General features: G+C 69.7%; 24 protein-coding genes. 3 read left to right on the top strand and 21 right to left on the bottom strand.

The window, feature by feature from the left end:
* Positions 1-67: 67 nt before the first annotated feature.
* Positions 68-988 carry an oxygenase MpaB family protein gene (locus HDC36_RS15150; protein WP_179568902.1) on the top strand — a complete coding sequence of 307 codons (921 nt, stop codon included), beginning with the start codon at positions 68-70 and terminating at the stop codon, positions 986-988.
* A gap of 31 nt (positions 989-1,019) precedes the next feature.
* Here the strand turns inward: HDC36_RS15150 and HDC36_RS15145 are convergent, their stop codons facing one another.
* The 9 genes from HDC36_RS15145 to HDC36_RS15105 all read right to left on the bottom strand — a co-directional run bounded on the left by HDC36_RS15145 (position 1,020) and on the right by HDC36_RS15105 (position 9,977).
* Positions 1,020-1,940: a hypothetical protein gene (locus HDC36_RS15145; RefSeq protein WP_179568900.1), complete on the bottom strand. Its 921-nt coding sequence runs from the start codon at positions 1,938-1,940 to the stop codon at positions 1,020-1,022.
* A 58-nt stretch (positions 1,941-1,998) separates the two neighbouring features.
* On the bottom strand, positions 1,999-3,135 hold the full coding sequence (gene rffA / locus HDC36_RS15140) for a dTDP-4-amino-4,6-dideoxygalactose transaminase (RefSeq protein ID WP_179568898.1): 1,137 nt from the start codon (positions 3,133-3,135) through the stop codon (positions 1,999-2,001).
* Positions 3,136-3,200: 65 nt separating this feature from the next.
* Complete coding sequence (locus HDC36_RS15135) at positions 3,201-4,808, bottom strand: hypothetical protein (protein ID WP_343204350.1); 1,608 nt, start codon at positions 4,806-4,808, stop codon at positions 3,201-3,203.
* Positions 4,801-5,178, bottom strand: a complete 378-nt coding sequence (locus tag HDC36_RS15130) for an EamA family transporter (RefSeq protein ID WP_179569436.1) — start codon at positions 5,176-5,178, stop codon at positions 4,801-4,803. Before HDC36_RS15130 ends, HDC36_RS15135 begins: the two co-directional genes overlap by 8 nt.
* A gap of 85 nt (positions 5,179-5,263) precedes the next feature.
* Complete coding sequence (locus tag HDC36_RS15125) at positions 5,264-5,932, bottom strand: acetyltransferase (protein WP_179568894.1); 669 nt, start codon at positions 5,930-5,932, stop codon at positions 5,264-5,266.
* Positions 5,929-6,564: a class I SAM-dependent methyltransferase gene (locus HDC36_RS15120; protein ID WP_179568892.1), complete on the bottom strand. Its 636-nt coding sequence runs from the start codon at positions 6,562-6,564 to the stop codon at positions 5,929-5,931. The genes HDC36_RS15125 and HDC36_RS15120 overlap by 4 nt, the downstream gene beginning before the upstream one ends.
* Positions 6,545-7,474, bottom strand: coding sequence for a glycosyltransferase family 2 protein (locus HDC36_RS15115; RefSeq protein WP_179568890.1), 930 nt, complete (start codon positions 7,472-7,474; stop codon positions 6,545-6,547). Before HDC36_RS15115 ends, HDC36_RS15120 begins: the two co-directional genes overlap by 20 nt.
* Positions 7,471-8,166, bottom strand: a complete 696-nt coding sequence (locus HDC36_RS15110; RefSeq protein WP_179568888.1) for a WbqC family protein — start codon at positions 8,164-8,166, stop codon at positions 7,471-7,473. The genes HDC36_RS15115 and HDC36_RS15110 overlap by 4 nt, the downstream gene beginning before the upstream one ends.
* The gene (locus HDC36_RS15105) at positions 8,163-9,977 is read right to left on the bottom strand and encodes a hypothetical protein (RefSeq protein WP_343204349.1); all 1,815 of its coding nucleotides are present in this window, start codon (positions 9,975-9,977) and stop codon (positions 8,163-8,165) included. The genes HDC36_RS15110 and HDC36_RS15105 overlap by 4 nt, the downstream gene beginning before the upstream one ends.
* A gap of 499 nt (positions 9,978-10,476) precedes the next feature.
* On the opposite strand from HDC36_RS15105, the gene HDC36_RS15100 reads away from it, so the two are divergent.
* Positions 10,477-13,488, top strand: coding sequence for an EAL domain-containing protein (locus HDC36_RS15100; RefSeq protein WP_179568886.1), 3,012 nt, complete (start codon positions 10,477-10,479; stop codon positions 13,486-13,488).
* On the opposite strand, the gene HDC36_RS15095 is transcribed toward HDC36_RS15100, so the two are convergent.
* The 11 genes from HDC36_RS15095 to HDC36_RS15045 form a co-directional block, all read right to left on the bottom strand.
* Positions 13,478-14,491, bottom strand: coding sequence for a Rieske 2Fe-2S domain-containing protein (locus HDC36_RS15095; protein ID WP_179568884.1), 1,014 nt, complete (start codon positions 14,489-14,491; stop codon positions 13,478-13,480). The two genes, HDC36_RS15100 and HDC36_RS15095, sit on opposite strands and share 11 nt — an antisense overlap.
* Before the next feature lie 64 nt (positions 14,492-14,555).
* Positions 14,556-15,710 (bottom strand): GGDEF domain-containing protein, encoded by a 1,155-nt coding sequence (locus tag HDC36_RS15090; RefSeq protein WP_255432756.1) that lies wholly within the window; start codon positions 15,708-15,710, stop codon positions 14,556-14,558.
* Positions 15,711-16,052: 342 nt separating this feature from the next.
* Positions 16,053-17,162 carry a hypothetical protein gene (locus HDC36_RS15085; RefSeq protein ID WP_179568880.1) on the bottom strand — a complete coding sequence of 370 codons (1,110 nt, stop codon included), beginning with the start codon at positions 17,160-17,162 and terminating at the stop codon, positions 16,053-16,055.
* Positions 17,159-18,340, bottom strand: coding sequence for an ATP-grasp domain-containing protein (locus HDC36_RS15080; protein ID WP_179568878.1), 1,182 nt, complete (start codon positions 18,338-18,340; stop codon positions 17,159-17,161). The genes HDC36_RS15085 and HDC36_RS15080 overlap by 4 nt, the downstream gene beginning before the upstream one ends.
* Positions 18,333-19,181 carry an MBL fold metallo-hydrolase gene (locus HDC36_RS15075; RefSeq protein WP_179568876.1) on the bottom strand — a complete coding sequence of 283 codons (849 nt, stop codon included), beginning with the start codon at positions 19,179-19,181 and terminating at the stop codon, positions 18,333-18,335. Before HDC36_RS15075 ends, HDC36_RS15080 begins: the two co-directional genes overlap by 8 nt.
* A 166-nt stretch (positions 19,182-19,347) precedes the next feature.
* Positions 19,348-20,325: an NAD-dependent epimerase/dehydratase family protein gene (locus HDC36_RS15070; protein WP_179568874.1), complete on the bottom strand. Its 978-nt coding sequence runs from the start codon at positions 20,323-20,325 to the stop codon at positions 19,348-19,350.
* Between the two features lies 1 nt (position 20,326).
* Complete coding sequence (locus HDC36_RS15065; protein ID WP_179568872.1) at positions 20,327-21,343, bottom strand: 3-oxoacyl-[acyl-carrier-protein] synthase III C-terminal domain-containing protein; 1,017 nt, start codon at positions 21,341-21,343, stop codon at positions 20,327-20,329.
* Between the two features lie 109 nt (positions 21,344-21,452).
* Positions 21,453-21,899: a GNAT family N-acetyltransferase gene (locus tag HDC36_RS15060; protein WP_218848390.1), complete on the bottom strand. Its 447-nt coding sequence runs from the start codon at positions 21,897-21,899 to the stop codon at positions 21,453-21,455.
* 82 nt (positions 21,900-21,981) lie between these two features.
* Positions 21,982-22,683, bottom strand: coding sequence for a glycosyltransferase (locus HDC36_RS15055; protein WP_179568870.1), 702 nt, complete (start codon positions 22,681-22,683; stop codon positions 21,982-21,984).
* A 97-nt stretch (positions 22,684-22,780) separates the two neighbouring features.
* Positions 22,781-23,776, bottom strand: a complete 996-nt coding sequence (locus tag HDC36_RS15050; RefSeq protein WP_179568868.1) for an aldo/keto reductase — start codon at positions 23,774-23,776, stop codon at positions 22,781-22,783.
* A gap of 241 nt (positions 23,777-24,017) precedes the next feature.
* Entirely contained in the window at positions 24,018-25,100 is a 1,083-nt protein-coding gene (locus HDC36_RS15045; protein ID WP_179568866.1) for an aldo/keto reductase, read from the bottom strand.
* Between the two features lie 108 nt (positions 25,101-25,208).
* Between HDC36_RS15045 and HDC36_RS15040 the strand changes: the two genes are divergently transcribed.
* Positions 25,209-26,111 (top strand): LysR family transcriptional regulator, encoded by a 903-nt coding sequence (locus HDC36_RS15040; RefSeq protein ID WP_179568864.1) that lies wholly within the window; start codon positions 25,209-25,211, stop codon positions 26,109-26,111.
* A 91-nt stretch (positions 26,112-26,202) separates the two neighbouring features.
* Here the strand turns inward: HDC36_RS15040 and HDC36_RS15035 are convergent, their stop codons facing one another.
* Positions 26,203-26,772, bottom strand: coding sequence for a flavodoxin family protein (locus tag HDC36_RS15035; protein ID WP_179568862.1), 570 nt, complete (start codon positions 26,770-26,772; stop codon positions 26,203-26,205).
* Positions 26,773-26,861: the final 89 nt, after the last annotated feature.

Raw genomic sequence — 26,861 nt, 5'->3', positions numbered from 1 at the left:
TACCGTCGCCAAGCCTGCGCACACCGGTTTGCACGGCGCATGCATCGCCGCCCGCTACCATGCCGCGATGACCGCCATGCTGCGTACCCTCACCGCTCCCGCCGCCGCCCGGATCCGCCGTTGGGTGCTGGACGTGTTCCCGCGCGGCCAGGGCGGGATCGACTACGACCAGCCGCTCGGCGATGCCGGCCTGTTCGGCCCCGACAGCGTTACCTGGCGCATCCACGCCGAGTTCCCCGGCATGCTCTCCGGCGGCCTGTGCGCGCTGCTGCTGCAGACCCTGCATCCGCTGGCGCTGGCCGGCGTCTACGACCATTCCAATTTCCGCGAGGACCTGGTCGGGCGCCTGCGCCGCACCACCCAGTTCGTCGCCGCCACCAGCTATGCGCCGGTAGCAGAAGCGGAGCGCCTGATCGCGCGCGTGCGCAGCATCCACGCGCGGATCCGCGGCCACGCGCCCGACGGCCGCGCCTATGCCGCCGACGATCCGGCGCTGCTGACCTGGGTGCACGTCACCGAGGCCTACGGCTTCCTGCAGGGCTATCGCCGTTACTGCCGCGCGGTGCCGGTCGCCATCGCCGATCGCTACTACGCCGAGGGCCGACGCGTGGCCGAGGCGCTGGGCGCGCAGGCGGTGCCGGCCAGCGAGCGCGAGGTGCTGGACTACTTCGCCCAGGTGCGCCCGCAACTGCGGGTGGATGCGCGATCGCGCGAGGTGCTCGCGGTGCTGGCCGGGCTGCGCCTGCCGGTGCCGGCGGCGGGCCTGTCGCGCGAGCTGTTCCTGGGCGCCGGCGCGGCGCTGCTGCCGCCGTGGGCGAGCGCGATGCTCGGGCACGGGCGCCTGCAACGCGCCCAGGCGGCGGTCGCGTCGCGGGTGCTGCGGGGGCTGGCACCGCTGTTCCGCATCGCGCTCAACGACGGCATCGCGCAGCGCGCCTGCCGCCGGGTCGGCATCGCGCCGCAGCGCCTGGCGCAGTGGCCGGAATGAGCAGAGTGCTCGGCGCGGGTGTGTGGCTGGCCTAGCCGCGTTCCAGAACCGCCAGCCCGAATCCGCTGCGGCCGTAGTCGTTGCCGTTATAGAGCATGTAGCGTTCGCCCTCGTGATCGAACACGAAGGGATATTCGATCATCTGCGAATCCCAGCCGCTGGGCGAGGGTGCGATCCCCGCCAGATGGTCCAGTCGCTGCCAGCGTCGACCGTCGGCGGACTCGGCGTAGCCGATGCGGTAGGCGGCGCCGCGATACGAGTACCACATGCGCCAGCCGTCGGGATCGCGGATCACGCAGGGACGGGAGATGGCGTATTCGTCGGCATCGGCGTAGTCGATCGCGATCTCGCCGTCGCGACGCCAGGCGATGCCGTCGTCGGACTCGGCGTACTTGAGGTGATAGCGGTGCCTTGGCGTCCCGTCCTGCAGCTCCCAGCCGGTACACGACAGATACCACATGCGCCAGAGATCGTCGCCCGGCATCACGCAGCAGCTCGCGCAAAAATGCGGCTCGGTGGCCGAGCGGTCGACGATCGGCCCGGGCAAGTGGCGCGCGAACGGCTGTTCGGCTCCGGCTGACGTTGCCAGGCCGATCGAATTGCGGAAGGGCACGGTCACGCCCAGGTTCCAGCCGATGTAGTACAGGTAGCGCCGGCCGCGGTGCGTCGCCAGCCAGGTCGCCATCGCGCCGCTGTCGTCGAATTCGCCCAGGCCTCCGGGTTGCAGCACCGGCGCGGTGGCGGCATCGAGGATGCGCTGCGGATGGCGGATATCGACGACGACCCACGAGGTGAAGCTGCGGTTCGCCACGTCGCGGCTGCTGAAATAGATCCGGTAGCGATCGCTGTCGCCGAGGCGCTCGGCAATCGGTACGGCGGCATAGGCATGCAGCCAAGGCGCCTGGCCGCTCGCGTTGAATACCAGTCCCAGCTTCTTCCAGTGCGCGGCCATGTGAATTCCCGTTGTCAGGCGCGGCTGCGGCCGCGCGTCGGCGCGTGTGCGGAAAGGCTCAGCCGAGCGCGCGCGTGAAGACGTCCACCACCCGGTCCTGCTGCGCTGCGCTCAGCCCCGTCCACAGCGGCAGGCGCAGCAGGCGCTTGGACTGCCGCTGCGTGATCGGCAGTTCGCCCGCGGCTCGGCCATAGCGCTTGCCGGCGGGCGAGTCGTGCAGGGGCACGTAGTGGAAGACCGAGCCGATCCCGGCGGCGCGCAGCGTTTCCAGCACGCGCTGCCGATCGGCCTGCGGATGCAGCAGGACGTAATACATGTGCGCGTTGTGCTGGCAATCGTCGGGGACGATCGGGCGGCGGATGCTGCCGTCGCGTTCCAGCGATTCCAGGGCGGCGTGATAGCGGGCCCAACTGCGCAGCCGGTCCTGGGTGATGCGGTCGGCCTCTTCCAGCTGCGCCCACAGGAAGGCGGCGGTCAGTTCCCCCGGCAGGAACGAGGAGCCGACGTCCTGCCAGGTGTATTTGTCCACTTCGCCGCGGAAGTAGCGGCTGCGGTCGGTGCCCTTCTCGCGGATCACCTCCGCGCGCTGCGCCAACGCGGCATCGCGCATCAGCAGGGCGCCGCCTTCGCCGCTGATCACGTTCTTGGTCTCATGGAAACTGTAGGCGCCGATGTCGCCGATCGCGCCCAGTGCGCGTCCCTTGTAGCTGGCCATCACCCCCTGCGCCGCATCTTCGATCACCTTCAGGCCGTGGCGTGCGGCGATGTCGAGGATGGCGTCCATGTCGCAGGCCACGCCCGCGTAGTGCACCGGCACGATGGCGCGGGTGCGGGAGGTGATGGCGGCTTCGATCAGGCGCTCATCCAGGTTCAGCGTGTCTTCGCGGATATCGACGAACACCGGAACGCCGCCGCGCAGGACGAAGGCATTGGCGGTGGAAACGAAGGTGTACGACGGCATGATGATCTCGTCGCCGGGCTGGATGTCCAGCAGCAAGGCGGCCATCTCCAGCGCCGCGGTGCAGGAGTGGGTCAGCAGCGCGCGTGCGCCGGTGTGCCCCTGCAGCCAGTCGTGGCAACGCCGCGTAAACGGACCGTCGCCGGCAAGGCGGCCGTTGAAATGCGACTCGGCGATGTAGTACAGCTCCTTCCCGGTCATGTGCGGCCAGTTGAAGGGGATGGAATCGGTGCTCATTCGATACGTGTCCGCGGTCTTGAAGGAGTGGTCTGGTGGAAGCGAAGCGGCGCAGCCATGGGCCGTCACCGCGCCGCCGTGCATCGGTGGCGGCTGGCCAGCAGCGCGCCGGCATGCCACGCCTGCAATTGCGCCGGCTCGCCTTGGAGGCGCTGTCTGCAATACAGGTCCAGCCACTGCAGGCGTTGCTCGTTGGCGAGGATTGTCACTCCCTCGCGCCGCTGCAGCAGGCCGACGAATCCGCGTCCAGCCCGATCTTCGTGCCTGGCGACGGAGTTCGGCACCAGGGTAAAGGCGCCCAGGGCGTACAACCGGTACCTGTCGTGCTCGGCGGCACGCGTGAATGGCCGGTACACGGCCTCGTAGGGGAAGGTGGCGCCCCACACCACGATCGACCCGTGCGGAAGCGATGCCAGGTCCCCGCGCGCCTGCTCGTCCGCGCGTTGCGCGGTCTGCCATGCGGCGGCGGAGAGCCACGCATTGGCCAAGGCCGCAAGCGTCACGACGGCCAGGATCGCAGGACGTCTGCCGGTGCGGCCTGCATTGCCCAGGAGCAGCGGCGCCACGGTCAGCAAGGCGATCAGCGGCACGTAGACGCGCAGGACGCCCGGCCTGCCCAGCGCACCCATCGCGAATACGGCCAAAGCGCAAAGCAGCCAGGCAGCGGCGACTTTGCGACTGGGCAGCAGCACGCCAAGCAACAGCGCGGCAATCAGCAAGGGCAGCAGGTTCGGGTGCCACAGCGCGCGGATGCCTTGCCAGCCGGTGGCCAATCCGTTTTCGCGAAGCGGCATCGTTCCGGCTTCGGCCAACATGGCTTTCAATGCGACCGGATCGGCGATGCGCGGGTCGGCGAAGAACCAGCGGCTCAGCAGCTCGATGTCGTTCGTCGTATAGCCGTGGCGCGCCAGGATGTCGGGGCGCTTGTTGAGGTAGTCGCCGGCGCCGAAATCGGTGAACGCGGCCCGCACCAGATTCAGGTCGTTGAAGTCCTTCCACGCCGGGGTGGCGTAGGCATGCCGGTCCAGCAGCGCGGCGGCCAGCAGCGCCACGCACAGCGCCGCGGCCGCCCAGCGCGGCGCATGCCCTTGGGTCAATGCGTGCCAGGGCAGCAGTGGCAGCGCGATCAGCACGACCAGCAGGCACTCGTGACTGCGCACCATGCCGCTCAGGAACAGCAGCGTGGTACCCAGCCACAACGCCGGAACGCGCCTCGCGTGGGCATACAGGCACAGGCAAGCCACCGCAGCGACGGCCAGCAGCCCGGCGTTGACGGTGAACTGCGGAAGCAGCACTGGGCGCAGCAACAGCAGAAGCAGAACGCTGCCCGTCACTACCCAGCCGTTGCCCAGGCGCCTGAGACAATGCAGCAGGGTGGTCCCGACCAGGACGAGCGCCGCGAATGTCGCAAGCGTATAGCCATCGATGCCGCCCAGCGTGGGCAGCAGGCGCACGATGTAACCCCAGACGACGTTGGAGAACACCAGGTTGGGCGAGCCGACAGCGGCCATGCCGTAACCATGCGCCAGCATCGCCATGCCGACGTCGTCGTTGGTTTCCCAGCGCGGCGAATAGAGGGTGCATAGCGCCAGCACCGGCAACAGGACGATCAGCAGTGCCCCCAGCCACTGACGCCACTCGGAAGCGGGAGGCTGCGCGAGCGGCTCAGCCACGCGCGGCAACCACGGTCCCGGCCACGATCAGCGCAACGCCAGCCGCGCGTTGCAGCGTCAGCGGTTCGCTCAACAGCCAGCCGCTCAGCAACAGCACGATGACGAAATTCAGGCTCATGAAAGGATAGGCGTGGCTGAGTTCGAACCGGGTCATCGCCGCCATCCATGCCAGCGAAGCCAGGAACGCCGCAGCGAATCCGGAAAAGATCGCCGGGTCGAACAGCAACGACACCAGGAACTTGAGTTTGTCGAACGCCTCGGCGGGCAGGGGGCCCAGCTTGGCGATCCGCCATTTGAGGATCAATTGGCCATACACGGTAAAGGCGATCGTGGCGGCGATGTACAGATAATCCAACGGCCGTGGCGGCATCAGTGGCGCTCCAGCAGGGTGGGGCTCGGCCAGCACTCGGCCGGGTCGGCGGCGCGGCATGTCGCGTCGGCTGCGTGCACGCAGGTCATATCTTCCTCAGACGCGTGCTGGGCACCGGCGATCGCTCGGTGGCGGTGCCGATATAGAGGCCTTCCGGTTCGGCATCGCCCAGCAGCAGGGCGCCGGCGCCGACCACGGTCCTGGCGCCAATGCGGATATGGTCGCGCAGCGTCGCATTCACCCCGATGAAGCATTGCTCGCCGATCTCCACGCCGCCCGAAACGACGATGTGCGAAGCGAGAAAGCAGTGGCTGTCGATCGTCGAGTGATGGCCGATATGGTTGCCGCTCCACAGCGTGACGTTATCGCCGATCTGCACGAATGGCTGGATGGTGTTGTCCTCCAGCAAAAAGCAGTTGTCGCCGATCCGGCCGTCGTTGAGCACGGTGGCGTGCGAGCTGATGTAGCTGGCAAGCCGATAGCCGGCCGCCTTGGCGGCCAGATACTTCTCCTTGCGTATCGCATTGAGCTTGGAATAGCTCAGCGCGATGAAGATCGCGTTGCGTTCGGGCGGATAGGACGCCGCAAGCCGGTCGAACGCCACGACCGGCAACCCGCAAAAGTGGCTGTCGGTGATGTAGTCGGCGTCGATCGTGAAGGCCACCACCTCGTAGTCCGAGTCGGTGCTGAAATAGTAGTGCGCCAGCTGCGCGATGTCGCCGGCGCCGAAGATGACCAGGGGTTTCTTGCTCACGGCGTTTTCCTCACCAGGATCGTGAATTCGTACAGTCCGTAATCATGCAGGAGCGCGACGTTGCGCGAGTAGCGCCGCTTGCACAGATCGAAGTAGCGACAGGGGTCGGCGTAGTACAGGTGTTCGCGCATGCGCTCGGGATCGGAATAGCTGGTCAGGCAATTGAACGCGAAGCCGGCGCGGCTGGTGCGATCGAGTACATCCAGCGTGGTTTCCACGTAGGACTGCCAGCGCGCCGGGTCGTGGCCGAGCCGCACGTTGAAGATGCCGCTGGCCATGCCGTAATCGGCAATGCGGTCCGGTTCCGCGGCGACGACGAATCTGACGTTGGGATCGGCCTCGTGCCGCTTGGCTGCAGCCGCGGCCATGTCGGCGGAGACGTCGAAGCCGGCGTAGTCCACGCCGGCGTGGCGCTCGCGCAGGTAGTCGTAGAGCGCGGCGTAGCCGCAGCCCAGGTCATTCACCGAGAATGCGCCGTCGCTGCCGGCCAGCATGCACAGCTGGGCGAATCGCAGCGTCTGGCTGTCCTCGCCGTTCCAGTCGACGCCGCGCGCCGTCTGCCCATGCTGGGCCAACTTGTCGCTGTAGTAGCCGGCGACGTCGGCGAGCAGCTCAGTCGTGTCGTTGTGCATGGATCTGTCTCACGATCGTATAGGGGCGCTGCTTGGTTTCGGAGAAGATCTTCGACAGGTAGATGCCGATCACGCCGATGAAGGAGATGATCATGCCACCCAGCAGCCAGATCGATGCCATCACCGAGGTCCAGCCGCTGAGCGGCCGTGCCAGAAACGCCCATTGCACCAGCAGGTAGGCGCTATAGACCAGCGCCATCAGGGAAATCGCTACGCCGACGTAGAAGATGCCGACCAGCGGCGTGTTGCTGAACGAGGTGACCGAGTTCACCAGCAGCGAGAGCTTGCGGCGCAGCGTATACGTGGTCTGGCTGGTGCTGTGCTTGGTGACCGGCCACGGGCGTTGCCGGAAGCCGGTGATATGCCATAGCCCGGCCATGAACACTTCGCGCTCGCGATGCGCCACCAGTGCCTGCACGTAGCGCCGGCGCATCAGGCGTGCGGTGACCACGTTTTCCGGCAACGCCATGCCGGTCAGCAGCTTGAATGCGCGATAGAACCACTGTCCGCTCAACCGCTCGAACGCGTTGCCCTTGCGTTGCAGTTGCGTCCCGTAGACGACATCGGCATCGTGCCGATGCAGGTCGTCGGCGAACGCGGCCAGCCATTCGGGTTCTTCCTCCAGGTCGCTGTCGATCAGGAACACCAACTCGCCGGCGGCATGCGCCAGGCCCGTCATCATGGCCTTGTGGTGGCCGAAATTGCGCGACAGATCCACCACGACCACATGCGGATCGGCTTCGCTCAAGGCGATCGCCAGCTCGAGGCTGTGGTCCGGCGAGCCATCGTTGACCAGGACGATCTCGTAGTCGTCCGCGACCAGCTTCTGCGCCGCGAGGCTGGCGCGCCGATGGAAGTCGGCGATGTATGGCGCCGACTGATAGAGCGTGGAGACGATCGACAGCTTCATGGATGCACGTACCTCATGTATCTGTGCGCGTCCGGACCGCAATTGAAGAGCAGGTCGAGGATGCTCACGCCGTGCACGAAGTCGCCCCATAGCTGCGGGTATTCCGGATAGCCGGCATAGTCGAACCAGACCAGCTCGATGCCGTATTGCCGGAAGACGTCTTCGTCGATGTAATCCTTCGCCGCGGGACCGGAAATGTAGGTCGTGGCGCCCACTTTGGCGCACAGGTCGGCCAGGCGCTCGGTCTTCGCGTCCAGTAGCGCGTGGTCAGCGGAACTGCTGATGACGGTGTCGATCTTCAGATAGCCGCATATCGCTTCCAGGAAGCGCCGGTTCATCTGCGACAGGTGAGTATACGGTTCCAGGTAGAGCGGCTGCAGCCAGGCGGCGATCTCGTCGAAGTACTGGGCGCGGCGATAGTTCTGCGCAAGCGCGCGCCAGTGCAGTTCGGCCCATTCGCGCCCATCCAGCTCGGTATCGGCGATGCGCTGATGATACTTGCCCTTGGTCAGGACCGGCACCGTCAGCCATTGCGGGCCCTGCGGGGTCTTGATCTGGTTGCGGTTGCGCCAGTCGCGCCGGGTGTACTGCATGTCGTCGTACAGGATGAACTCGTCGACCGCGGCGATCAGGTCGAAATAGCCCTTCCACGGGATGTAGTTGGATTGCAGGATGGCGACTTTCTTGGTCACTGCTGGTGCCTTGGTGGATGGCTGAATACCGCGTATCCGCCTGCCACGGCGAATGCGCGACGATAGCCTGCGGCGGCGAGCTGCGAGGCGATGGCGGCGTACCGGTCGGCGTTGGCGGGAACCAGGACATGCTGCGGCCCATCCGCGGCGGCGATCATGGCACGGAAGGCCTTCTCCGCTTCCGGCGTGGCGCCATTGCTGTAGAGGTAGAAGGCGGCGTCCAGTCTCTGCTGGAAGGAAACATGCGCCGGGACGCTCGCCATCATCAGGCCGAGATAGTCTTCGCGCATGAAATACTGCGGAAAATCCGACGACAGCAGCAGGATGTTGCTGGCGAGCTGGACCGGGGCGAACACCGAGCCTGGCGCGGCGCGGCGAATGAACTGCTGTGCGGAGGCGCTGTCGTTCGCACCGATTTTGTAGCCTGGCAGGGCGAGCGTCGCGCCGTTGCCGTGCCGCAGCACCGAGGTCGGCCCGATCGTCGCCAAGAGGCCGGCGGCGGCCAGGCACAGCCCCGCCCAGATCGGGCCGGTGCGGCCGGCATTCGCCAGCGGCGCCAGCGCCAGCGCCGCGAGCAGCGGAAACGGAAGCAGGTAGAACATCCGCCAATAGATGTTCTCGGTGGTCAGGTGGAGCATGACGAATTGCGACACCCACGGATTCAGCAGCAGGACGCACAGCGTCGTCACCCAGATGGCGAAAAAGCGGCGATACGCGGAGAACGCGAGCACCAGCGCGAGTGACGCCACGAACAGCACCGGGGTCAGCGGGTAGTCCGGATTCACGATCAGGCGCAGCTGGTCGGCGAACGTCTTCGGGAAGCCCGCGTTGATCTGGCTGCCTGCGGCGATGTTGTCGACTGCGTAGAAGCGAAAGACGATCGCCATCAGCACCACCGGCGCCAGCGAGACACCGTAGCGCAGCGCCGGCAGCAGCGCCGCGATCGAGGCGAAGGATCCGGACGCCTGTACATGGAACGCCAGGGCCAGGGTCAGCGCCAGGAACGGGAGAAACACCATCGCCGTCGGCGTGGCGGCGGCCATGCCGATGCCCAGCGCGAGGAGGATCAGCCATGTGCTCCACCGTGGCTGGCGCAGATAGCGCAGCGAGAAGTAGATCCACGCCGGAACGCCCACGGACAGGAACATGTACTTGCCATGGAAGGCGCGGGCGATGCTCAGATTGCCGTAGGCACGATGCGTTTCCCCAAGCGCGAGCAACAGCAGCAGGTAGAAGGCGCCGCAGATCAGGATCGTCCGGGGGCGCGTTTCGAACAGGCCGATGAGCAAGATCGCCGCGGCGCACATCAAGAACCCGACGATTCCCGGAAACAGCACGTGGTACACGTCCAGATACGGACGGCCGCCGAGCCAGGAAAGCGCTGCCTGGGTGAGTTCGTAGTAGGGGAAAACGCCGGATTGGGGAGTCCGCTCGAGACCGGCCAGCCAGTTCACGCCGGTGTCGACCGGGGCGTCCGGATGCGCGATGTAGTACACCGCCTTCGGGACATAGATGGAGTCGTCGATATCGGGGCGGTTGATCGACATCGCCAGCCAGCCACCGGCCAGCGCAAGCGCCAGCACGCCGACCAGGTGCAGGCGCTGACCCGGCTGGTGCAGGCGCCGATAGTGGACGATCACCCGCACGGCCGTGACCGACAGCGTCGCTAGCGCCAAGCCGCCGATGATGCAAGCGGCGACGGAAAAGCGCAGCGAGAGCTGTTGGGCGAGCATCAACGATGCCGCGGATGCGGCCAGGAAGATCGCAAAGGCGCCGAGGCATGCCGCAAGGATTTCGTGACTTTCGTTCACGAACGTGGCGGGGAGGCGGTTGCGCTGGAGGCTTGCCACTGCGGCTTGGAGTCCAAAAATTGGGGGAACGTGGAGGTTGTGCGCTCGCTTGTGCCAACCACGTCCGCCGAATGGGCCGCTTGCTGGCCCCGCACCCCTCCTGCGCATTTTACCGTCATGCAGGGCTTTTTTTGGGTCTTGGCGGAACCGGAGGCAGCACCCCACGCGGAAAGCGGATCAGCAGGTGCATGCGGACGATATCGCCGCTGACGCAGGGCAGGACGCGCCCTGCGCCAACTCCCGATTGCGCCACATTGGCCGGAGCGCGGGGGGCCATGCTGACGGGCTGTATTGTTCATACATGGCACCGGCATCGCCGGACGTCCCGTACGCCTGTGTCGACGCATCGGGATGGCCGCACACTTCGGCCCGCACCGAGCCTCCGGTCGGTTGGCAAGTACCGGCCCGGATGCTGGAGGGATTCAAGATCGGCACGGTTGAGCCGCTCTATGCAGGACCCATGCAGCGCCGTTTCTCCGCCGCCGACAAGCTCTACGACGTCCGCTTCCGGCAGCGCCTGCGGCGCGCGTTGCGCGCGCCGTTGCGCGCGATCCTGGTCTGGGGCCTGGCGTTGGCGCTGCTGCTGGCGTGCGGGCTGGCCTATGTGCTGGCGCAGGACCGCGCCAACCGCCTGGCCGCGGCGCAGCGGCAGAGCCTGGCGTTGGCGACGGGCGCCGACCGTCTGCTGCAGTTGGAGCTGGACAACCTGAGCCAGGCGCTGCGCGGCGAAGGCATGGGCGCGCAGGCGCTGCTGGCCGACGCGCCGGCAAGCGCGCCGGCGCTGATCGAGGCATCGCTGCGCGGCGTGCTGCTGCGGCATACGGAGCTGCATGGCATTGCGTTGCTGGATGCGCAGGGCCGGCGCCGCTACGGGACGGAGGCCGATCCGGACGTGCGCACATGGGCGCTGGGTTCGCGCCGCAATGGCGATCAGGTGTTCGTCGGGCCGTATCAACGTCTGGCCGACGGCGAGGCGGTGGTGCGCCTGGCGTTGCCGCTGGCGTCGGGCGATTGGGTGGTGGCGAGCTGGCGGGTCGCGGCGTTGCAGCGCATCGTCGGCGGGGTCGATGCCGGCCGCGACGGCGTGGTCGCGCTGACCGATGCGCATGGTCTGCTGCTTGCGGCAAGCAGTCCCGCTGCCGGCACCGGCGGTACCCGCGTGCTGCTGCCGTTGGGCCTGGTGCGCGGGCTGCCGCAGGGCAGTGCGTTGGGCATGCACAGCACCGTGTTCGACCGGCAGCCGCGCATGCTGGCGGTCAGTGGTGGACGTTACTACCCGTTGCTGGCGGTGTCGGGGCTGGCGGTGCGCGAAGCGCTGGCGCCGTGGTGGTGGTTCGCCGGCGCTGCGGCGCTGGTGTATCTGCTGTATCTGCTCGGGTTCGCCTTCCTGCTGGGCAGCTTGCGCCGTGCCGAGGACCGCCAGCGGCAGTTGCTGGAGCGCCTGCGCCGTGGCGACGAGGACCTGCGCCTGGCGCATGCGATGGGCGGCATCGGCACCTGGCGGGTCGAGGCCGACCGGCGCCACCTGCTGCTGGCCGAACAGACCGGTACCCTGTTCGGCGCGCCGCAGCTGCGCATGAGCCTGAGCGCGTTCCTGGCCCGAGTGCACGACGACGATCGCGCGCGGGTCGAGCAGCTGTACGACGAGGCGCTGCACGGCAACGGCGAATACAACGTGGTGTACCGCATGCATTCGCCCGATGGCGGCCTGCGTTGGCTGGCCGCGCGCGGCGCGCGGGTGCAGGGCCGCGGCGGGCTGTGCATGACCGGTGCGGTGCAGGACGTCAGCGAGCGGCTCGAGGCGCAGGCGCGGCTGCTGGACGCCGAGCGTCAGTTCCGCCTGGTGTTCGAGCGCAACCCGCTGCCGTACTGGCTGTTCGCGGTGGACAGCCTGCGCTTCCTGGAAGTGAATCAGGCTGCGATCCGCCAGTACGGCTACAGCCGCGACGAATTCCTGGGCATGACCCTGCTCGACCTGCGCCCGCCCGGGGAGACCGAACGGCTGCTGGCGGACGTGCGCAAGCCGCGCGACGGCTTCGACGCGCCCAGCGTGTGGACCCATCGGCGCAAGGACGGCAGCCTGCTGTCGGTGCGGGTGCACAGCGCGGACATCGACTTCGGCGGCGCGCCGGCGCGCCTGATCCTGGCCGAGGATGTCAGCGAGCGCATCGCCCACGAGCGCGAACTGGCGTTCCGCGCCAGCCACGACGTCACCACCGGGCTGCTCGATCCGCGCGCCCTGGCCGAGGCGCTGGATGCGCGTGGGCAGGCGGGCTATGCGGTGGCGTACGTGCAGTTGCGCGGGCTGGCGCTGATCGGCGACACCCTGGGCCGCGCCGCCGGCGATGCGGTGCGCTGCGCGGTGGCGGCGCGGCTGCGCGGGCTGGGCGAACGGTTCGGCCTGACCGCGCACCAGCCGTCGCAGGATTTCGTGCTGGCGGTCCTGGATCCGCAGCAGCTGCCGCAGGCGCTGCAGGCTCTGCTCGAGGCGATGTCCACGCCAGTGCAGGGCGGCGCCTTCACCCAGCAGCTGCAGGCGCACATCGGCGTGGCGCTGTGCCCGGACGACGCCGCCGGCGCCGAGGAAGCCATCGGCAGCGCCGCGCAGGCCGCGCATGCGGCGCAGGCCGACGGACGCAGCGTCGCCCGCTTCGAGCGCAGCATGTCCGCGCGGATCGGCGAGCGCCTGCGCCTGGCCGGGCGCATCCATCAGGCGATCGCGCGGCAGGAGTTCGAGCTGCATTTCCAGCCGATCCTGCGCGCCGATACCGGCGCGCCGCGGCTGCTCGAGGCGCTGATCCGCTGGCCGCAGGACGACGGCAGCTTCATCGCCCCCGACCAGTTCATCCAGTTGTGCGAGGACACCGGGTTGATCCTGCCGCTCGGCCGCTGGGTGATGCAGGCCGCCGCGCAGGCGCGCCGCCAGCTGGCGCTGCACGGCTGGGCCGACCTGCCGGTGGCGGTGAACGTGTCGGCGCTGCAGTTCTTCGACGGCGATCTGGTCGCGGACCTGGTGCAGGCCTGCGCCGCGGCCGGCCTGGCCGCCGACGGCCTGCACCTGGAACTGACCGAGAGCAGCCTGATGCGGCAGCCGCAACAGGCATTGGACGTACTGCGGCAGTTGCGCGCGCTGGGCGTGGGCGTGGCGCTGGACGATGTCGGCACCGGCTTCTCCAGCATGGCCTATCTGCGCGACCTGCCGCTGGACACGCTGAAGATCGATCGCAGCTTCGTCGCCGAGGTGGATCGCGATGCGCGCAACGCCTCGATCTGCGAGGCCTTGCTGACGCTCGGCCGCAGCCTGGGCCTGCAGGTGGTCGCCGAAGGCGTGGAGAACGACGCGCAGTTGCAGTGGCTGCGCGCGCATGGCTGCGACCAGGTGCAGGGCTACCTGCTGGGCCGGCCGGCGCCGCTGGCGCAGGTGCTCGCCGCGCTCGGCGCGCGCGATGCGCCGGATGCGGTCACAGCATGAGGTCGATGCAGTGCGGCGCGCCCGCTGCCGGCAGCGGCTCGCCGTCCCAGTAGCGGCGCAACGGTTCGCGGACCAGGTCCAGCGCGGTCGAGGCGCCGCGCACGCCCGGAAAACGCCGCAGGTTGTGCGCCTGCAACGCGAGCATGCGCCGGTCCTGCTCGCCGACCTTGCGCAGCAGCGGCCACACCAGCCAGCGCACCGCCCATGCCGGCGCCCAGCGCCCGTCCACGTGCAGGCTGGCGAACACCTCGGTGCTGCGCTCGCCCACCGGGGTGAAGTGCAGGCTGATGCGCACGCGGCCGCCACGGGCATAGCGGTATTCGATCTGTGCGGTACCGGGCGCGGCGAAATGCGCGCGCTCCAGCGTGCGCGGCGATTCGAACAACCGGTAGAGCCAGCCGCTCTGCGCGGCCGCACCGACGTAGTCCACGTGGAAGCCTTCGGCGCCGGTCTGCAGGCAGGCGCGCATCGGCGTGCGCGCACCGCCGCGGCGCACCAGTCCCGGATGCAGCAGGTGGGTGTGCAACGGATCGAGGAAGTTCTCCAGCGCATCGACCACGTGCGCCTCCCAGCGCGTGCGCCACAGGAAGCGCCGCGCCGAAGGTTGCAGTTCCTGCACCAGCTGCGCCGGGTGCGCGTCGCCGTCGGGATCCGGGCGCAGCCAGATCAAACCGTCGTGCTCGCGCGCGGCGAAGGCGCGGACCCGCACTGCCGGCAGCGTCTGTCCGGGCGGCATGCCGGGAATCTCGCGCAGCGAGCCGTCGCGGCCGAAGCGCCAGCCGTGGTATGGACAGGCCAGGCCGTCGCCGCTGGCGCAGCCGGCCGACAGCGGCGCGTGCCGGTGCGGGCAACGGTCCTCCAGCGCGAGCAGGCTGCCGTCGGCGCAGCGCGCGATCGCCGCATGCCGGTCCATGACCGTTACCGCCAACGGCCGCTGCCGCAGCGCGTCGGCCCGGGCCACGGCGAACCAGTGTCGGTACAGCGAGGGATGCCAGTCGTTCATGGCCGCTAGCGTCGCATGCGCGGTGGGCGGATGTCTGGATGCACGCTCGAACGCCGGCGGCGCGCTACGCGACGACCGTCCCGGTGACTCGGTTGCGTCCGCCGCGCTTGGCCGCATACAGCGCCTGGTCGGCGATGACGACCAGCTTCTGCCACTCGATCTGCGCCTGCGCCGAGATGCAGTAGCCGATGCTGACCGTGCAGACCAGCGCAGCGCTGGCCGCAGGCGCGATTTCCTGGCGTTCGACCACGCGCCGCAGGCGTTCGGCGATATCGCGCACCACCGATTCGTCGCCCTGCGGGATCAGCACCATGAATTCCTCGCCGCCCACGCGGGCGAGAAAGTCCGGGCTGCGGATATGCCGGGCAAGCGTGTCGGCGATGGCGATCAGGACCTGGTCGCCGGTCGCGTGGCCCAGGCGGTCGTTGATCGACTTGAAGTTGTCGACGTCGATCATCAGCACCGCGATCGGCGAGTGCCTGCCGCGGGCTTCCTGCGTGGCCGACTCGCCCTTTTCCCACATGACGCGGCGGTTGGCGACGCCGGTGAGGGAGTCCTGCGAGGCGTGGCGAATCAATTCCGCGTTCATCTTCCGGGCCAGCATCCACAGAAACCCGGGGGTGATGATCGAGGTCAACACCATGCGCGCGAGCAGGCCGAATTTCGAAGTCGGGTCGAAGCTCGTGTCCGCGAGCGGATGGATCGACCACCAGACGATGCGCAGCAGCAGCATCAAGGCCCACAGGAAGTGGAACGCGGCAGTGAAGCGCGCCGCGGTGCGTGCCGTCGCGTCAGCATGGCGCCACAAGGCCATGCCGGTGGCAACGGTCAACAGGCCGCGCAGGGTGCAGCCGAAAACCACCATGACCCTGAGATTCTCGCCTCCACTGCGCAGGCAATAGATCTCCGCCGCGCCGATCAGCGCGACCGAGACCAGGATCCAGGGCTGGATCAGCGGCCGCCGCAGATAGGCGTTCACCGCGCACAACTCCAACACCGTGGCGGCATCGATCGTCAAGTTGCCGATCAATCCCAGGGCGGCGGCGTGCGCCGGCAACCCCGTCGGCAGCACGAGTGCGCCAAAGCCAGCCGCGAACGTGGCGTAGCTCAGGCCAAGCAGTAGCAATCCTTTAGTGTGCTTGGCTTTGCGCCCGGTCAAATGGATGGCAAAGAACAGCGCCGACGAAACCGCCGCCAGCATGGCGTTGACGATCAGCAAGGTGCCAGCGTGAACTAGGTGTGCGATCCATTCCACAGGTCCCCCGATCCACACCGCAAACGATTTTCAGATGCCGCCCAGTATAGGGCAGCGAGAATATGCGAGACGCCCGTTTGCAGCGGGTTTCTCGTTGCAAACGTTTCCAGATTGCCTGCGGGACACGACGCCGTTCGTGCGCACGCTGGGTTGGTTTTGCAGGCGCGGCACAGCTCGACGGGAAGAGGCGGTTCGGTACATCCGGGTTCCTGGCGCTTGAGCTGGGCTTGCCCTGATATCGGCGACGGGTGCGCGGCCTTTAGCTCTTTGCCGCTGCGACCATGGCGGCAAAGGCGGGCCGGTCGTTCACAGCCGATAGCGGCGCATCAGCGGCACGCCGATGCGTTCGGTCAGCGCGCCGAGCGCGGCGATCGACTGGCGCCGCCGCAGCGGCAGGTGGCGCGCGTCCACCGCGCTGTACTCGATCACCGGGGTGCCGCCGCGCTGGCGCTTGAAGCTGGCCGCGCCGGCGCTCTGGTTGAGCCGGCGGCCGTGGCGCAGTGCATGTTCGAAGCCGCAGGCGGTGAGCGTGCGGTACAGCGCCAGCCGCTGCGGCTGCCGCAGGTCGTAGCCGACGATCGGCGCGGTCAGCGTCTGCCCCACGCCGAACAGGCCGGTGATGCAGACCAGTTCGCCGTCCTCGCCGCGAAAGCCATCGAAGCGCAGCAGCCCGGCGCGGTGCCAGGCGCGCAGGAAGTCGGCATGGTAGGCCGGATTGCAGCGCGAATACTTGTCCAGGTACAACTGCGCGTACAGCGCGGCGATGCGCGGGTAGTCGGCCTCGCCGATCGCGTCGTTGCCGCAGCGCTGCAGGTCGGTGCGCGCGGTCAGCTTGAGATCGCGCGCCAGGTCGCGGTGCTGCAGCAGCGCCGGCCAGTCGTCGTACAGATACACCTGGCGGCTGCCGATCAGGGTGAAGCCCTGCGCCTGCAGCGCGTCCAGCCACTGCGGCGTGTCCACCCGGTTGAGCGAGCGGAACCACAGTGCGTGGTCCGGCCAGCGTGCACGCGCGGCGTCCAGCAGACCGCCCAGCCCCTCGGGCGGAAGCGGCGGATACAGATTGGTGGACAGCAGCCAGTTGTTGAGGGTGACCGCGCGGTCGATCCGCGCCCAGTCCAGCCAGGCGCCGATGCCGCCGCACAACCCGCGCAGCGGTGCGGCCAACGCGGGCGGCAACAGGCGCGCGGCCTCCTCGGCGGCGTAGTCGGCATAGGTGGTGCGCGGCGAGCACACCCAGGCGTTGCCCGCACGCTCCTCGCTCACCGTGACCGGCACCGACAGCGTGCCGGCCTGCAGCATGTCGATGCGCGCGTACAGGTTGCCGGCCACGCCCTGCGCATCGCGGCCGGCATGCAGGTCGGCGAAACGCTGCGCCTGCACGGCGTAGTCGATGCCGGCCTCGGCGGCGCCGTTCATGGCGGCGGCAGGGCCTCGCCGTCCCATTCGGTATCGCGGGTGGACGCCTCGCGCACGGTGCAGCGCTGGGCCAGCGCCAGCCGCGCATGGCTGCCCAGGTCGCGCAGCGCACCGGCCAGCGGACGCCGGTCGCCGCGCGGCGCGAGCACATCGTCGGCGCGGGCGTAGTCCTCGCGCCACTGGCGGAGCCGGCCATGACGCAATGCGGCCGGCAGTGCGACGCCGAGCATCATCGGGCCGAGCATCGCCGCGCGCGTCGGCGCCGGGCGCACGAGCGCAGCCGGGTCGCGGCGGCTGCCGTCCAGCGCGGCGACCAGCGGGTCGGATGCGGCGAACAGGTGCAGGCCGCTGGTCGCACGCGGGTTGCATTCGATCACGCTGTAGCGGCCTTGCGCCGAGACGATCCAATCGAAGGAGAGTTGCCCGCTGAAGCGCAGCGCGCGCACCAGCTGCGCGGTGAAGCGCTCGATCTGCGGCGCCGGCGCGGCGTCGAAGTAATAGCTGGAGCTGCGCTGCAGCCGGTAGCGCGGGCGGTACACCGCGTGCGCCAGCAGCACGCCGTCGCGCGCTACCGCGTAGGAGCAGCGTTCCTCGCCGGCGCAATAGCGTTGCGCGACCCAGGCGCCTTGTTCGGGCAAAGGCGGCGCGTCGGTGGGCAGCCCATGCGGATGCACGCGCACGTGCACGCCGAAACGCGAGTATTCCGGCTTCAGCACCAGCGGCGCAGTACCGGCCCATTCGCGCGCCTGCGCCAGGCTGCGCACCTGCACGCTGTCCGGCACGTCCACGTCGGCATCGAGCGTGCGGGCCAGATGCAGGAAGTGCCATTTGCTGTGCAGTGCGCGCAGCGTGTCGAAGGCGTCCACCAGCACGTCCAGCTGCGCCGGCAGCGCCTGCCGGTAGCGGGCCAGGTAGAACACCTCCTCGCAGGTGGGCAGCAACAGCGCGATGCGCTGGCGCGCGACCAGCGCGTTGAGGTCGGCGATGTAGGCGGCCGGGGCGTAGCGCGCCGAGGCGATGCGATGGCTGGCGCTGGCCGCGCGCGACCAGCCGGAGATGCGGCAGGCCACGCTGTCGGCCAGGTGCACGCGCCAGCCCTGCGCGGCGAAGCGGCGCGCCAGGTCCAGCGCCACCGGCGCGCGCGCGCCGGTGATCAGCACCGCCGGCGCGCTAGGCACCGCCGGCCTCGTGCGCGGCCGGCCGCCATTGCCGGCAATGCGAGGGCACCATGCGCAGCGCCGGTTCGGCCAGGCGCAGCGCGTGCAGCCGCGCCAAGGTGTCGCGGTAGACGCGGTGCTCGCCGAGCAGGTGGGTGACCAGCGCCGGCGGCGGCGTGCCGTCGGCGATCGCGGCGCTGGACCAGGCCGCATCGGCGACCAGGAACACCGGCCCGTGCGCGTCCTCGAACCACAGTCCGTAGTGGCCGGGCGCGTGTCCGGGCAGCGGCACCAGCAGCACGCTGCCGTCGCCGAACAGGTCGCGCAGCGTGCCGAAGCCGCGCAGCGCCGTGGGCGCGGCGCACGCCGGCAATGCCTCGAACCAGTGCATGCGTGCGCGTGCGCCGTGCAGCAGCGCCGGCAGGAAACCTTCGCGCAGCGCCGCCAATCGCCCGCGCCGTTGCAGATCGTCCCAGGCCTGCTGCGCGCAGGCGATGCGCGCCTGCGCGAAATCGGCCACGCCGCCGACGTGGTCGCCATGGAAATGCGACAGCACGATCCAGTCGATCGCCGCCGCGTCGATGCCGTCGCGTGCAAGCTGTTCGCGCAGCGATTGTCCCGGCGCCAGATGCACCGGCGTCAGCACGCGGTACAGGCGCTCGGGGAAGCGCGCGGTAGCGGCGAGGAAGTGCTGCGAGTAGCCGGTGTCGAACAGCAGGTTGCCATGCACCGGATGCTGCAGCAGCGCCGCCAGCGCCGGGAACTGGCAGGGCGCCAGCGTCGCGCCGCGGCGCGTGGCGCGTTCGGGATGGGTGCAATGCCCGGCTTCGTACAGCCGCCAGCGCAGCGTCGGTGCGCTCATGGGCGTTCCTGTCCGGCCGCGCAGTGCGTGGACGATGTTTCGGTCGCGGCGCTTTGGCGGGCCAGTCGCGTCGGGACTGAAGCCCCTCCCACACCTGCAGACGTGCGCGCGCCTGCGTCGGCGGGCGATGCCGGGCAGGCCTGGCCAGGCGCTTGCCGGGGTTGCTTCACGTGCGCGCCAGGGCCGCGATCCCGGCCTCGGTGGACAGCACCGGCGCATAGCCGAGTTCGCGCCGGGCGCGGCCGATGTCCAGCGTCTGCGAATAGCCGAGCACGCCGATGCCGTAGCGGCTCAGTCGCGGCTCCGGTTGCCCGCGCCGGCGCAAGGCGATCTGTTCGCCGACGGTGGCCAGCGCCAGGGCCACGCGGCGCGGCACCGGCAGCAGGCGCACGCGCAGCTGCAATGCCGCGAACAACGCGGTGAGCAGGTCGCGCACCGCGATCGGCGTGCCGTTGCTGATGTTGTAGGCGCGCCCGTCGCCGAGGTGTTCGGCGCGCAGTGCGGCCAGCGCCGCGGCCACCGCGTTCTCCACGCAGCACACGTCGATCATCGCGCGTCCGCCGTGCACCAGCGGGAACCAGCCGCGCTGCGCCACTGCCAGCAGCCGCGGCACGATCGCATTGTCGCCGTGGCCGAACACCGCGCGCGGACGCAGCACCAATGCCGGCAGCCCGGCCGCGGCGGCGGCGCGCACTTTTTCCTCCGCCTCCCACTTGGTCTGCGGATAGCCGCCGATCCAGCGCGCCGGCGGGGTGAAGTCCTCGGTGACCTGGTACTGGTCGGCGAAGCGGAAATAGATGCTCGGCGAACTGAAATGCACGAAGCGGCGCACCTGCGCGCGCTGCGCGGCGGCGAGCATGCGCTCGGTGGCGACCACGTTGGCCTGGCGGAACAGCTCGGCGCTGGCCCACGGCGCGGACAGCGCGGCGCAGTGGATCACCGCGTCGCAGCCAGCGAGCAACGGTGCCAGATCGTCGCGGCACAGCTCGGCGCGGACCACGTCGATGCGCGGGTCGCCGGCGAAGGCGGCCAGGGCGGCGGCATTGCGGCCGCTGGCGCGGACCTGCGCGCCTTCGGCGGCGAGGGCGCGGACGATGTGCGCGCCGATGAAGCCGGAGGCGCCGGTGACCAGGATGCGCGCCATGTCAGTACCTCAGCACCGCGCCGCCGAACGCCAGCCCGGCGCCGGAGCCGATCAGGCCGATCAGGTCGCCGCGCACGATGCGGCCGTCGGCGATGGCCTGGTGCAGGGCGCTGGGGATCGAGGCCGCCATCTGGTTGCCGCGTTCGCCGATCACGTCGACCAGCGTGTGTGGCGCCAGCCGCAGGGCGACCTGCAGATGCCGCAGCGCCTTGGCGCTGGCCTGGTGCGGCACGATCCGCTGCAACTGCGCGAGTTCGACGCCGGCCTTGTCCAGCAGCCGCTGCAGGAACCCGGGCAACTTCGCCGCGGCGAGCCGGTAGGTGGCGCGGCCGTTCATTTCGAACAGCGAGCCGGCGCGCAACGCGTCGATGCCGTGCTCCAGGCGCAGACGGGTGCCGCCGGCGCGGACCCGGCAATGCGCGATGCCTTCGGAATAGGTTTCCAGGTGCGCGGCCAGCAGCTGCGAGCCGCTGTCGCCGCTGTCCGCGCCCAGCACCACCGCCGCGGCGCCGTCGCCGAACAGCGGCGCGGTGTCCATGTCCTCGCCGTTGAGACCGACGCTGGCGATCTCGCTGGACACGATCAGCACGCGCCGGTAGCGGCCGGCGGCGATCGCGCAGGCGGCCAGGTCCAGCGCGGCGATGAAGCTCAGGCAGGTGGCGTTGATGTCGAACGCGGCCAGTCCGCTGCCCTGCAGGCCGAGGCGCGCGTGCAGCAGCGCGGCGCTGCACGGGATCGCCTGCTCCATCAGGCTGCAGGCGGAGATCACGCAATCGACCTGGTCCGGTTCGAGCTGCGCCGCCGCCAGCGCCGCGCGCGCGGCGCGTTCGCCCATCAGCGAGGCCGGTTCGTCGGCGCCTGCGTAGTGGCGCACGCCGACCCCGGCATGGCGCAGGGTCCAGCCGGCGGGCTTGCCCCAGCGCTGGTCGAAGCTGTCCGAAGCCACCTGCCGCGCCGGCAGATAGTCGCCCGTGCCGAGGATGCGCACCGCGATGGGCCTGCTGGGGTCGACGGTCATTGCGAAAGCTCGCGCAAAGGGGGCGCAGCGTACTGCCAGCGGATCGGCGCCGGCAACCGCGCTTGGGAAGATCGCGCCGCCGCCTGCGGCTGGCGATCTCAGACAGTCCTCAATCGCGCAGCGACTTGGCGAAATATTTGGGCGCTTCGACAAAGCCTTCCCGCCGATAGAAGGCGTGCGCGCGTTCGCGCCGGCCATGGCAGTGCACCTCCAGGCGGTCGCAGCCGCGTTGCCGCGCCAGCGCCTCGCCTTCCGCCAGCAAACGCTGCCCCACCCCGGCGCCGCGCGCGCGATCGTCGACGCAGAAATAGCTGATGCGGCAGATGTCGCCGGCCAATGCCAGCTGCGGCAGGAAATGCAGCGACAACACGCCCAGGACGCCGTCGCCTGCGGCGGCCACCAGCAAGGCCTCGTCCGGATGCGCCAGCAGCTGCGCCAGGCGGGCCTCGATGAAGTCCTCGGTTCCGGCATAGTCCAGCGCCGCCATCAGCGCCACGATCGCTTGCCGGTCCGCCATCGCCGCGTTCCTGATCTCCAGGTTGCCGTTCTCGCTCATCGGCAGAGAGTAGGAAGTCGCCCACGTTGGGCGCAAGCGCTTTGCCGGCCCGACGCAACCTGTGCGGACATGGCGGCGCGGCCTAGCGGCCGCGGCGCTGCCCGTACCAGAAGCCCAGCGCGTCGCGCGAGCGCAGCATGCCGCGGCCGCGGCGCAGCAACTGCAGCAGCAGGCCCAGGTGCTCGCGCTTGCTGAAGCTACGCAGTTTGCGGTCGGAGGTGTGCACCGGCTCGCGCAGGATCGCGAAACGCCCGCGCCGGGCCAGCGCGCGGCTCAGTGCCACGTCCTCGCCGGCGTAGTAGCGCTCGTCGAAGCCGCCGGCGGCGTCGAACGCGCTGCGCGTGCAGAACAGGAAACAGCCGGGGGCGATGCCGGTGCGACGGAACAACCAGCCGAACAGGGCTTGCGCTACGCGTTCGTGCCAGGCGACGTTGCCGAGCAGCTGCACCTGCGCGCCACCGCCGACCGCGCCGGTGTGCAGCGCGCGCAGCGCCGCCGCCAGCAGCGGCGTGTTGACGCGGGTGTCGGCATCGACGAACAGCAGGTAGCGGCCGCGGCTGGCGGCGGCGCCGGCATTGCGCGTGGCGGCGATGTGCCGCAACTGCACGTCCAGCACCTGCGCGCCATGGCGGCGCGCGATCTGCGCGGTGTCGTCGCTGCAGGCGTCGGCCACGACCAGGGTCTCGTAGTCCAGCCGCAAGGCTTCGGCGGCGATATGCAGCGACGCCAGGGTGTCGCCTATCAGGGCGGCTTCGTCGTGGGCGGGAACGATGAACGAGATCACGTCCGGCATCATGCGACGCCGGCGCGGCGCGGGCAAATCGGCCCGCGCCGCGTCCCGGCCGGCCGCAGGCGCGGCGCGGCCGGATCGGAGCAGCGGGTCAGCGCTGCAGCGTCGCCATCATCGCCGGCGGGTAGCGGGTGCCGGCGGCGGCGTCGGCCGGGAAGATCGCCTCGATCTGCGCCAGATCCTCGGCGCTCAGCGTCACCTGCAGCGCGCCCAGGTTCTCTTCCAGGTAGGCCAGGCGCTTGGTGCCCGGGATCGGTACCAGGTCCTCGCCCTGCGCCAGGACCCAGGCCAGCGCCAGTTGCCCGGGGGTCACGCCCTTGGCCTGGGCTAGCGTGCGCACCTGTTCCACCAGCTGCAGGTTGCGGGCGAAGTTCTCGCCCTGGAAGCGCGGCGAATGGCGGCGATAGTCGTCGGCCTCGAAGTCCTCCGGCGAGCGGATCGCCCCGGTCAGGAAGCCGCGGCCCAGCGGCGAGTACGGCACGAAGCCGATGCCCAGTTCGCGCACCGTATCCAGCACCTGGTCGCTCTCCGGATCGCGCGACCACAGCGAGTACTCGCTCTGCAGCGCGGTGATCGGGTGCACCGCATGCGCGCGGCGGATGGTGCCGGCGGCGGCCTCGGACAGGCCCAGGAAGCGCACCTTGCCCTGTTCCACCAGCCGCGCCATCGCCCCGACGGTGTCCTCGATCGGCACGTTCGGGTCCACCCGGTGCTGGTAGTACAGGTCGATGTGGTCCACGCCCAGGCGCTGCAGGCTGCCCTCGCAGGCGGCCTGCACGTACTCGGGGCGGCCGTCGACGCCGCGCACGCTCGGATCGTTGGGATCGAGCTTGATGCCGAACTTGGTGGCCAGGAACGCCTGGTCGCGGCGCCCGGCCAGCGCCTTGCCGACCAGCACTTCGTTGGTGTGCGGGCCGTACATGTCGGCGGTGTCGATCAGGGTGACGCCATGGTCGAGCGCGGCATGGATCACCGCGATCGAGGCCGCGTCGTCGTTGCGGCCGCCGTAGAACGCGCTCATGCCCATGCAGCCGAGGCCGAGGGCGGACACGCGGGGGCCGTTGCGGCCGAGAGTGCGGGTTTGCATCGGGAAACTCCTGTTGCGAAGTGGGAGGGACGGGAGAAGAAAAGACGCGGCGCGGACGCGGTCGTCGCGGGGCAGGGAGGATGCGGGCGTGGCGCGGCGGTGGGTTATCGCGATCGCGCAGGATCCTTGTCCGATCCTGCAAACGTGCCGCCGCGCCGCGATCTGCGCAGGCGCCGACCATGCCATGGCCGACGTTTGCGCACAGTCAGTGCCGCGTTCGGTCACGCGTCGGCGCCGCGGTTCAGATCGCCGGCGTACGCGGGCGCAGGCGGGTGCCGCCGGACACCAGGTGCCGCGGCATCGGCAGACGCACGAACGCGTGCGGGAACGGATGCGCCACCGCGCTGACCGCGTCCAGCCGCTGCAACTGCGCCGCGTCCAGTTGCAGCTCCAGCGCGCCGAGGTTGTCGTCCAGCTGCGCCAGGGTGCGCGCGCCGACGATCGGGATCGCGCCGCCGCCCGGCCGCTGCAGCAGCCAGGCCAGCGCCACCTGCGCCGGCGAACGGCCGATCTCCGCGGCGACCTGCTTGACCACATCGGCGATGTCCAGCGCGCGCTCGGTCAGCATTTCGTGCGCATGCGCGGCATCGCCGCGTTCGGCGCCGGCCTGGCCGTCGGCGGCGCGGCGCTGCACCGCGGCCAGGTCCTGGCGGCTGTACTTGCCGGTCAGGATGCCCATGGTCAGCGGCGACCAGGCCAGCACCGCGAGCCCGAGCGCCTCGGCCATCGGCACCAGCTCGGCTTCGACCGTGCGCTGCGCCAGGCTGTATTCGATCTGCAGCGCCACCAGCGGCGACCAGCCGCGCAGGTCGGCCAGGGTCTGCATCCGCGCCACCTGCCAGGCCGGCGTGTCGGAGATGCCGGCGTAGACGATCTTGCCGGCGCGGACCAGGTCGTCGAAGCCGCGCATCACTTCCTCCACCGGCGTGGTGTCGTCCCAGATGTGCAGGTACAGCAGGTCCAGGTAGTCGGTGCGCAGCCGCTTCAGGCTGGCCTCCACCGACTGCAGCAGGTTCTTGCGGTGGTTGCCGCCGCCGTTGGGATCGCCGGGGAAGGGGTTGAGGGTGTACTTGCTGGCGATCACCAGGCGGTCGCGGCGGCCTTCGGCGAAGGTGCCGAGCAGGGTCTCGGAGCTGCCGTTGGTGTAGGTGTTGGCGGTGTCGATGAAATTGCCGCCAAGCTCGACATAGCGCGCGAACAGGCGGCTGGCTTCGGCGGCGTCGGCGCCCCAGCCCCAGTCGTTGCCGAAGGTCATCGTGCCCAGCGAGATGGGGCTGACGCGCAGGCCGGAGCGGCCGAGCAGGCGGTAGTGGTCGAGCGACATGGAGAGCTTCCTGGCAAGCGGATTGGACCGCGGGAACGGCAGGATGCGCCGCGCGACCAGGCGGATAAACTGGCATAGTCTGCATCTTCCTTGAAGTTGAGCTTCACAATGGCTGCCAGTCCCCTGCCTGCCGTGGTCGCCTTCGCCCGCGTCGCCCACCACGCCAGCTTCACCCGCGCCGCCGACGAACTCGGCGTCTCGGCCTCGGCCCTGTCGCAGACGGTGCGCGCGCTGGAAGCGCAACTGGGCGTGCGCCTGCTGCACCGGACCACGCGCCGGGTGGCGCTGAGCGAGCACGGCGCGCGCTTCCTGGAACGGGTCAAACCGGGTCTGGCGCAGATCGAGGCAGCGTTCCTGGACCTGGACACGGTGCGCGAACGCCCGGCCGGGCGCCTGCGCATCACCCTGCCGCGGGTGGTCGCCGACCAACTGGTGATGCCGTGGCTGCCGTCGTTCCTGGCGCGCTATCCGCAGATCGAAGTGGAGCTGTGCGTGGACCCGGCGTTGGTGGACGTGGTGGCCGAGGGCTTCGATGCCGGCATCCGCCTGGGGGAATGCCTGGCGCGCGACATGATCGCGGTGCCGCTGGGGCCGATGCAGCGCCAGGTGATCTGTGCGGCACCGGGCTATTTCCGGCGCCATCCGCCGCCGCAGACGCCGGCCGACCTGGTCGAGCACGACTGCATCGTGCATCGCATGAGCAATGGCCGGCGCATGGCCTGGGAGTTCACCCGCGACGGCCGCGATTTCGAAGTGGAGGTGACGGGCACCCTGGTGTTCAACGACAGCGGTTTGACCCATGCCGCGGCGCTGGCAGGGCTGGGCCTGGCGCAGGGCTTCGAATCGGTGGTCGCCGCCGATGTCGCCGCCGGCCGCCTGGTCCGCGTGCTGGACGACTGGCAGCAGCCTTTCGCCGGCTTCTATCTCTACTATCCGGCGCGCGAACACCTGGCGCCGAAGCTGCGCGTGTTCATCGACCATCTGCGCGCGGCGAACGCGGCGGCGCAGTAGCCGCCGCGTCCGTTCGTGTGCGGCGCCGACACCGGTCGCGCAACCGCGCAGCCGGCGTCGCCCGCATGGCGGTGGCGATGCCGTGCGCGGCTCAGCCTTTCAGCTTGGCCGCGTATTCGGCCACGCGCTTGCCGAGCAGCCTGGCGGTCTCCAGGTCGCCGGTGCGCGGCGCTTCCTCCGGCGAGGCGTCCGACGGCGAGATCGCCAGCGCGCCGCCGGAGCCGGCGGTCCAGTTGGTGTCGGCCGGGCCGTGCGCCTTGGTGTTGGCCGGCAGCAGGCCGGTGCCGACCCAGACCTGGCCGTGCTGCTGCGACAGGGTCCAGAAGTATTCGATGGTGGAGAACTTGTCGCCGTTGACCGAGGCCGAGTTGGTGAAGCCGGCGGCGATCTTGTCCTTCCACGCCTGCGCGAACCACGGCTTGGAGCTGGCGTCGGCGAACTTCTTGAACTGCCAGGCCGGGCCGCCCATGTAGGTCGGGCTGCCGTAGACGATCGCATCGGCCTGGCCGATGGCTTCCCAGGCGCTTTCCGGCAGGTTGCCGTCCTGGTCGATGCGGTACAGCGTGGCCTCGCCGACGCTGGCGGCGCCGGCGTGCACCGCCTCGGCCTGCTTGACGGTATGGCCGTAGCCGCTGAAATAGACGATGGCGATCTTGCTCATGGGCGAACTCCTGACAGGAAGGGGGATGAAGCGCGGGCATTGTGCGCATGCGCCGCCGCTTCGATCAGCGCCACGTGCGGGATGTTGTG

This window comes from Xanthomonas sp. JAI131 (assembly GCF_013410075.1).
Taxonomy (GTDB): Bacteria; Pseudomonadota; Gammaproteobacteria; order Xanthomonadales; family Xanthomonadaceae; genus Xanthomonas_A; species Xanthomonas_A bonasiae.
This window is presented reverse-complemented; position numbering and strand designations above follow the sequence as displayed.

Bases quoted from the DNA above. Each gene is read 5' to 3' on its own strand.
- HDC36_RS15130 (WP_179569436.1), bottom strand. From the start codon at position 5,178: ATGCCGCCACGGCCGTTGGATTATCTGTACATCGCCGCCACGATCGCC.
- HDC36_RS15115 (WP_179568890.1), bottom strand. From the start codon at position 7,474: ATGAAGCTGTCGATCGTCTCCACGCTCTATCAGTCGGCGCCATACATC.
- HDC36_RS15120 (WP_179568892.1), bottom strand. From the start codon at position 6,564: ATGCACAACGACACGACTGAGCTGCTCGCCGACGTCGCCGGCTACTAC.
- HDC36_RS15150 (WP_179568902.1), top strand. From the start codon at position 68: ATGACCGCCATGCTGCGTACCCTCACCGCTCCCGCCGCCGCCCGGATC.
- HDC36_RS15050 (WP_179568868.1), bottom strand. From the start codon at position 23,776: ATGCAAACCCGCACTCTCGGCCGCAACGGCCCCCGCGTGTCCGCCCTC.
- rffA (WP_179568898.1), bottom strand. From the start codon at position 3,135: ATGAGCACCGATTCCATCCCCTTCAACTGGCCGCACATGACCGGGAAG.
- HDC36_RS15095 (WP_179568884.1), bottom strand. From the start codon at position 14,491: ATGAACGACTGGCATCCCTCGCTGTACCGACACTGGTTCGCCGTGGCC.
- HDC36_RS15085 (WP_179568880.1), bottom strand. From the start codon at position 17,162: ATGAACGGCGCCGCCGAGGCCGGCATCGACTACGCCGTGCAGGCGCAG.
- HDC36_RS15035 (WP_179568862.1), bottom strand. From the start codon at position 26,772: ATGAGCAAGATCGCCATCGTCTATTTCAGCGGCTACGGCCATACCGTC.
- HDC36_RS15100 (WP_179568886.1), top strand. From the start codon at position 10,477: ATGCAGCGCCGTTTCTCCGCCGCCGACAAGCTCTACGACGTCCGCTTC.
- HDC36_RS15070 (WP_179568874.1), bottom strand. From the start codon at position 20,325: ATGGCGCGCATCCTGGTCACCGGCGCCTCCGGCTTCATCGGCGCGCAC.
- HDC36_RS15060 (WP_218848390.1), bottom strand. From the start codon at position 21,899: ATGAGCGAGAACGGCAACCTGGAGATCAGGAACGCGGCGATGGCGGAC.
- HDC36_RS15065 (WP_179568872.1), bottom strand. From the start codon at position 21,343: ATGACCGTCGACCCCAGCAGGCCCATCGCGGTGCGCATCCTCGGCACG.
- HDC36_RS15045 (WP_179568866.1), bottom strand. From the start codon at position 25,100: ATGTCGCTCGACCACTACCGCCTGCTCGGCCGCTCCGGCCTGCGCGTC.
- HDC36_RS15040 (WP_179568864.1), top strand. From the start codon at position 25,209: ATGGCTGCCAGTCCCCTGCCTGCCGTGGTCGCCTTCGCCCGCGTCGCC.
- HDC36_RS15075 (WP_179568876.1), bottom strand. From the start codon at position 19,181: ATGAGCGCACCGACGCTGCGCTGGCGGCTGTACGAAGCCGGGCATTGC.
- HDC36_RS15145 (WP_179568900.1), bottom strand. From the start codon at position 1,940: ATGGCCGCGCACTGGAAGAAGCTGGGACTGGTATTCAACGCGAGCGGC.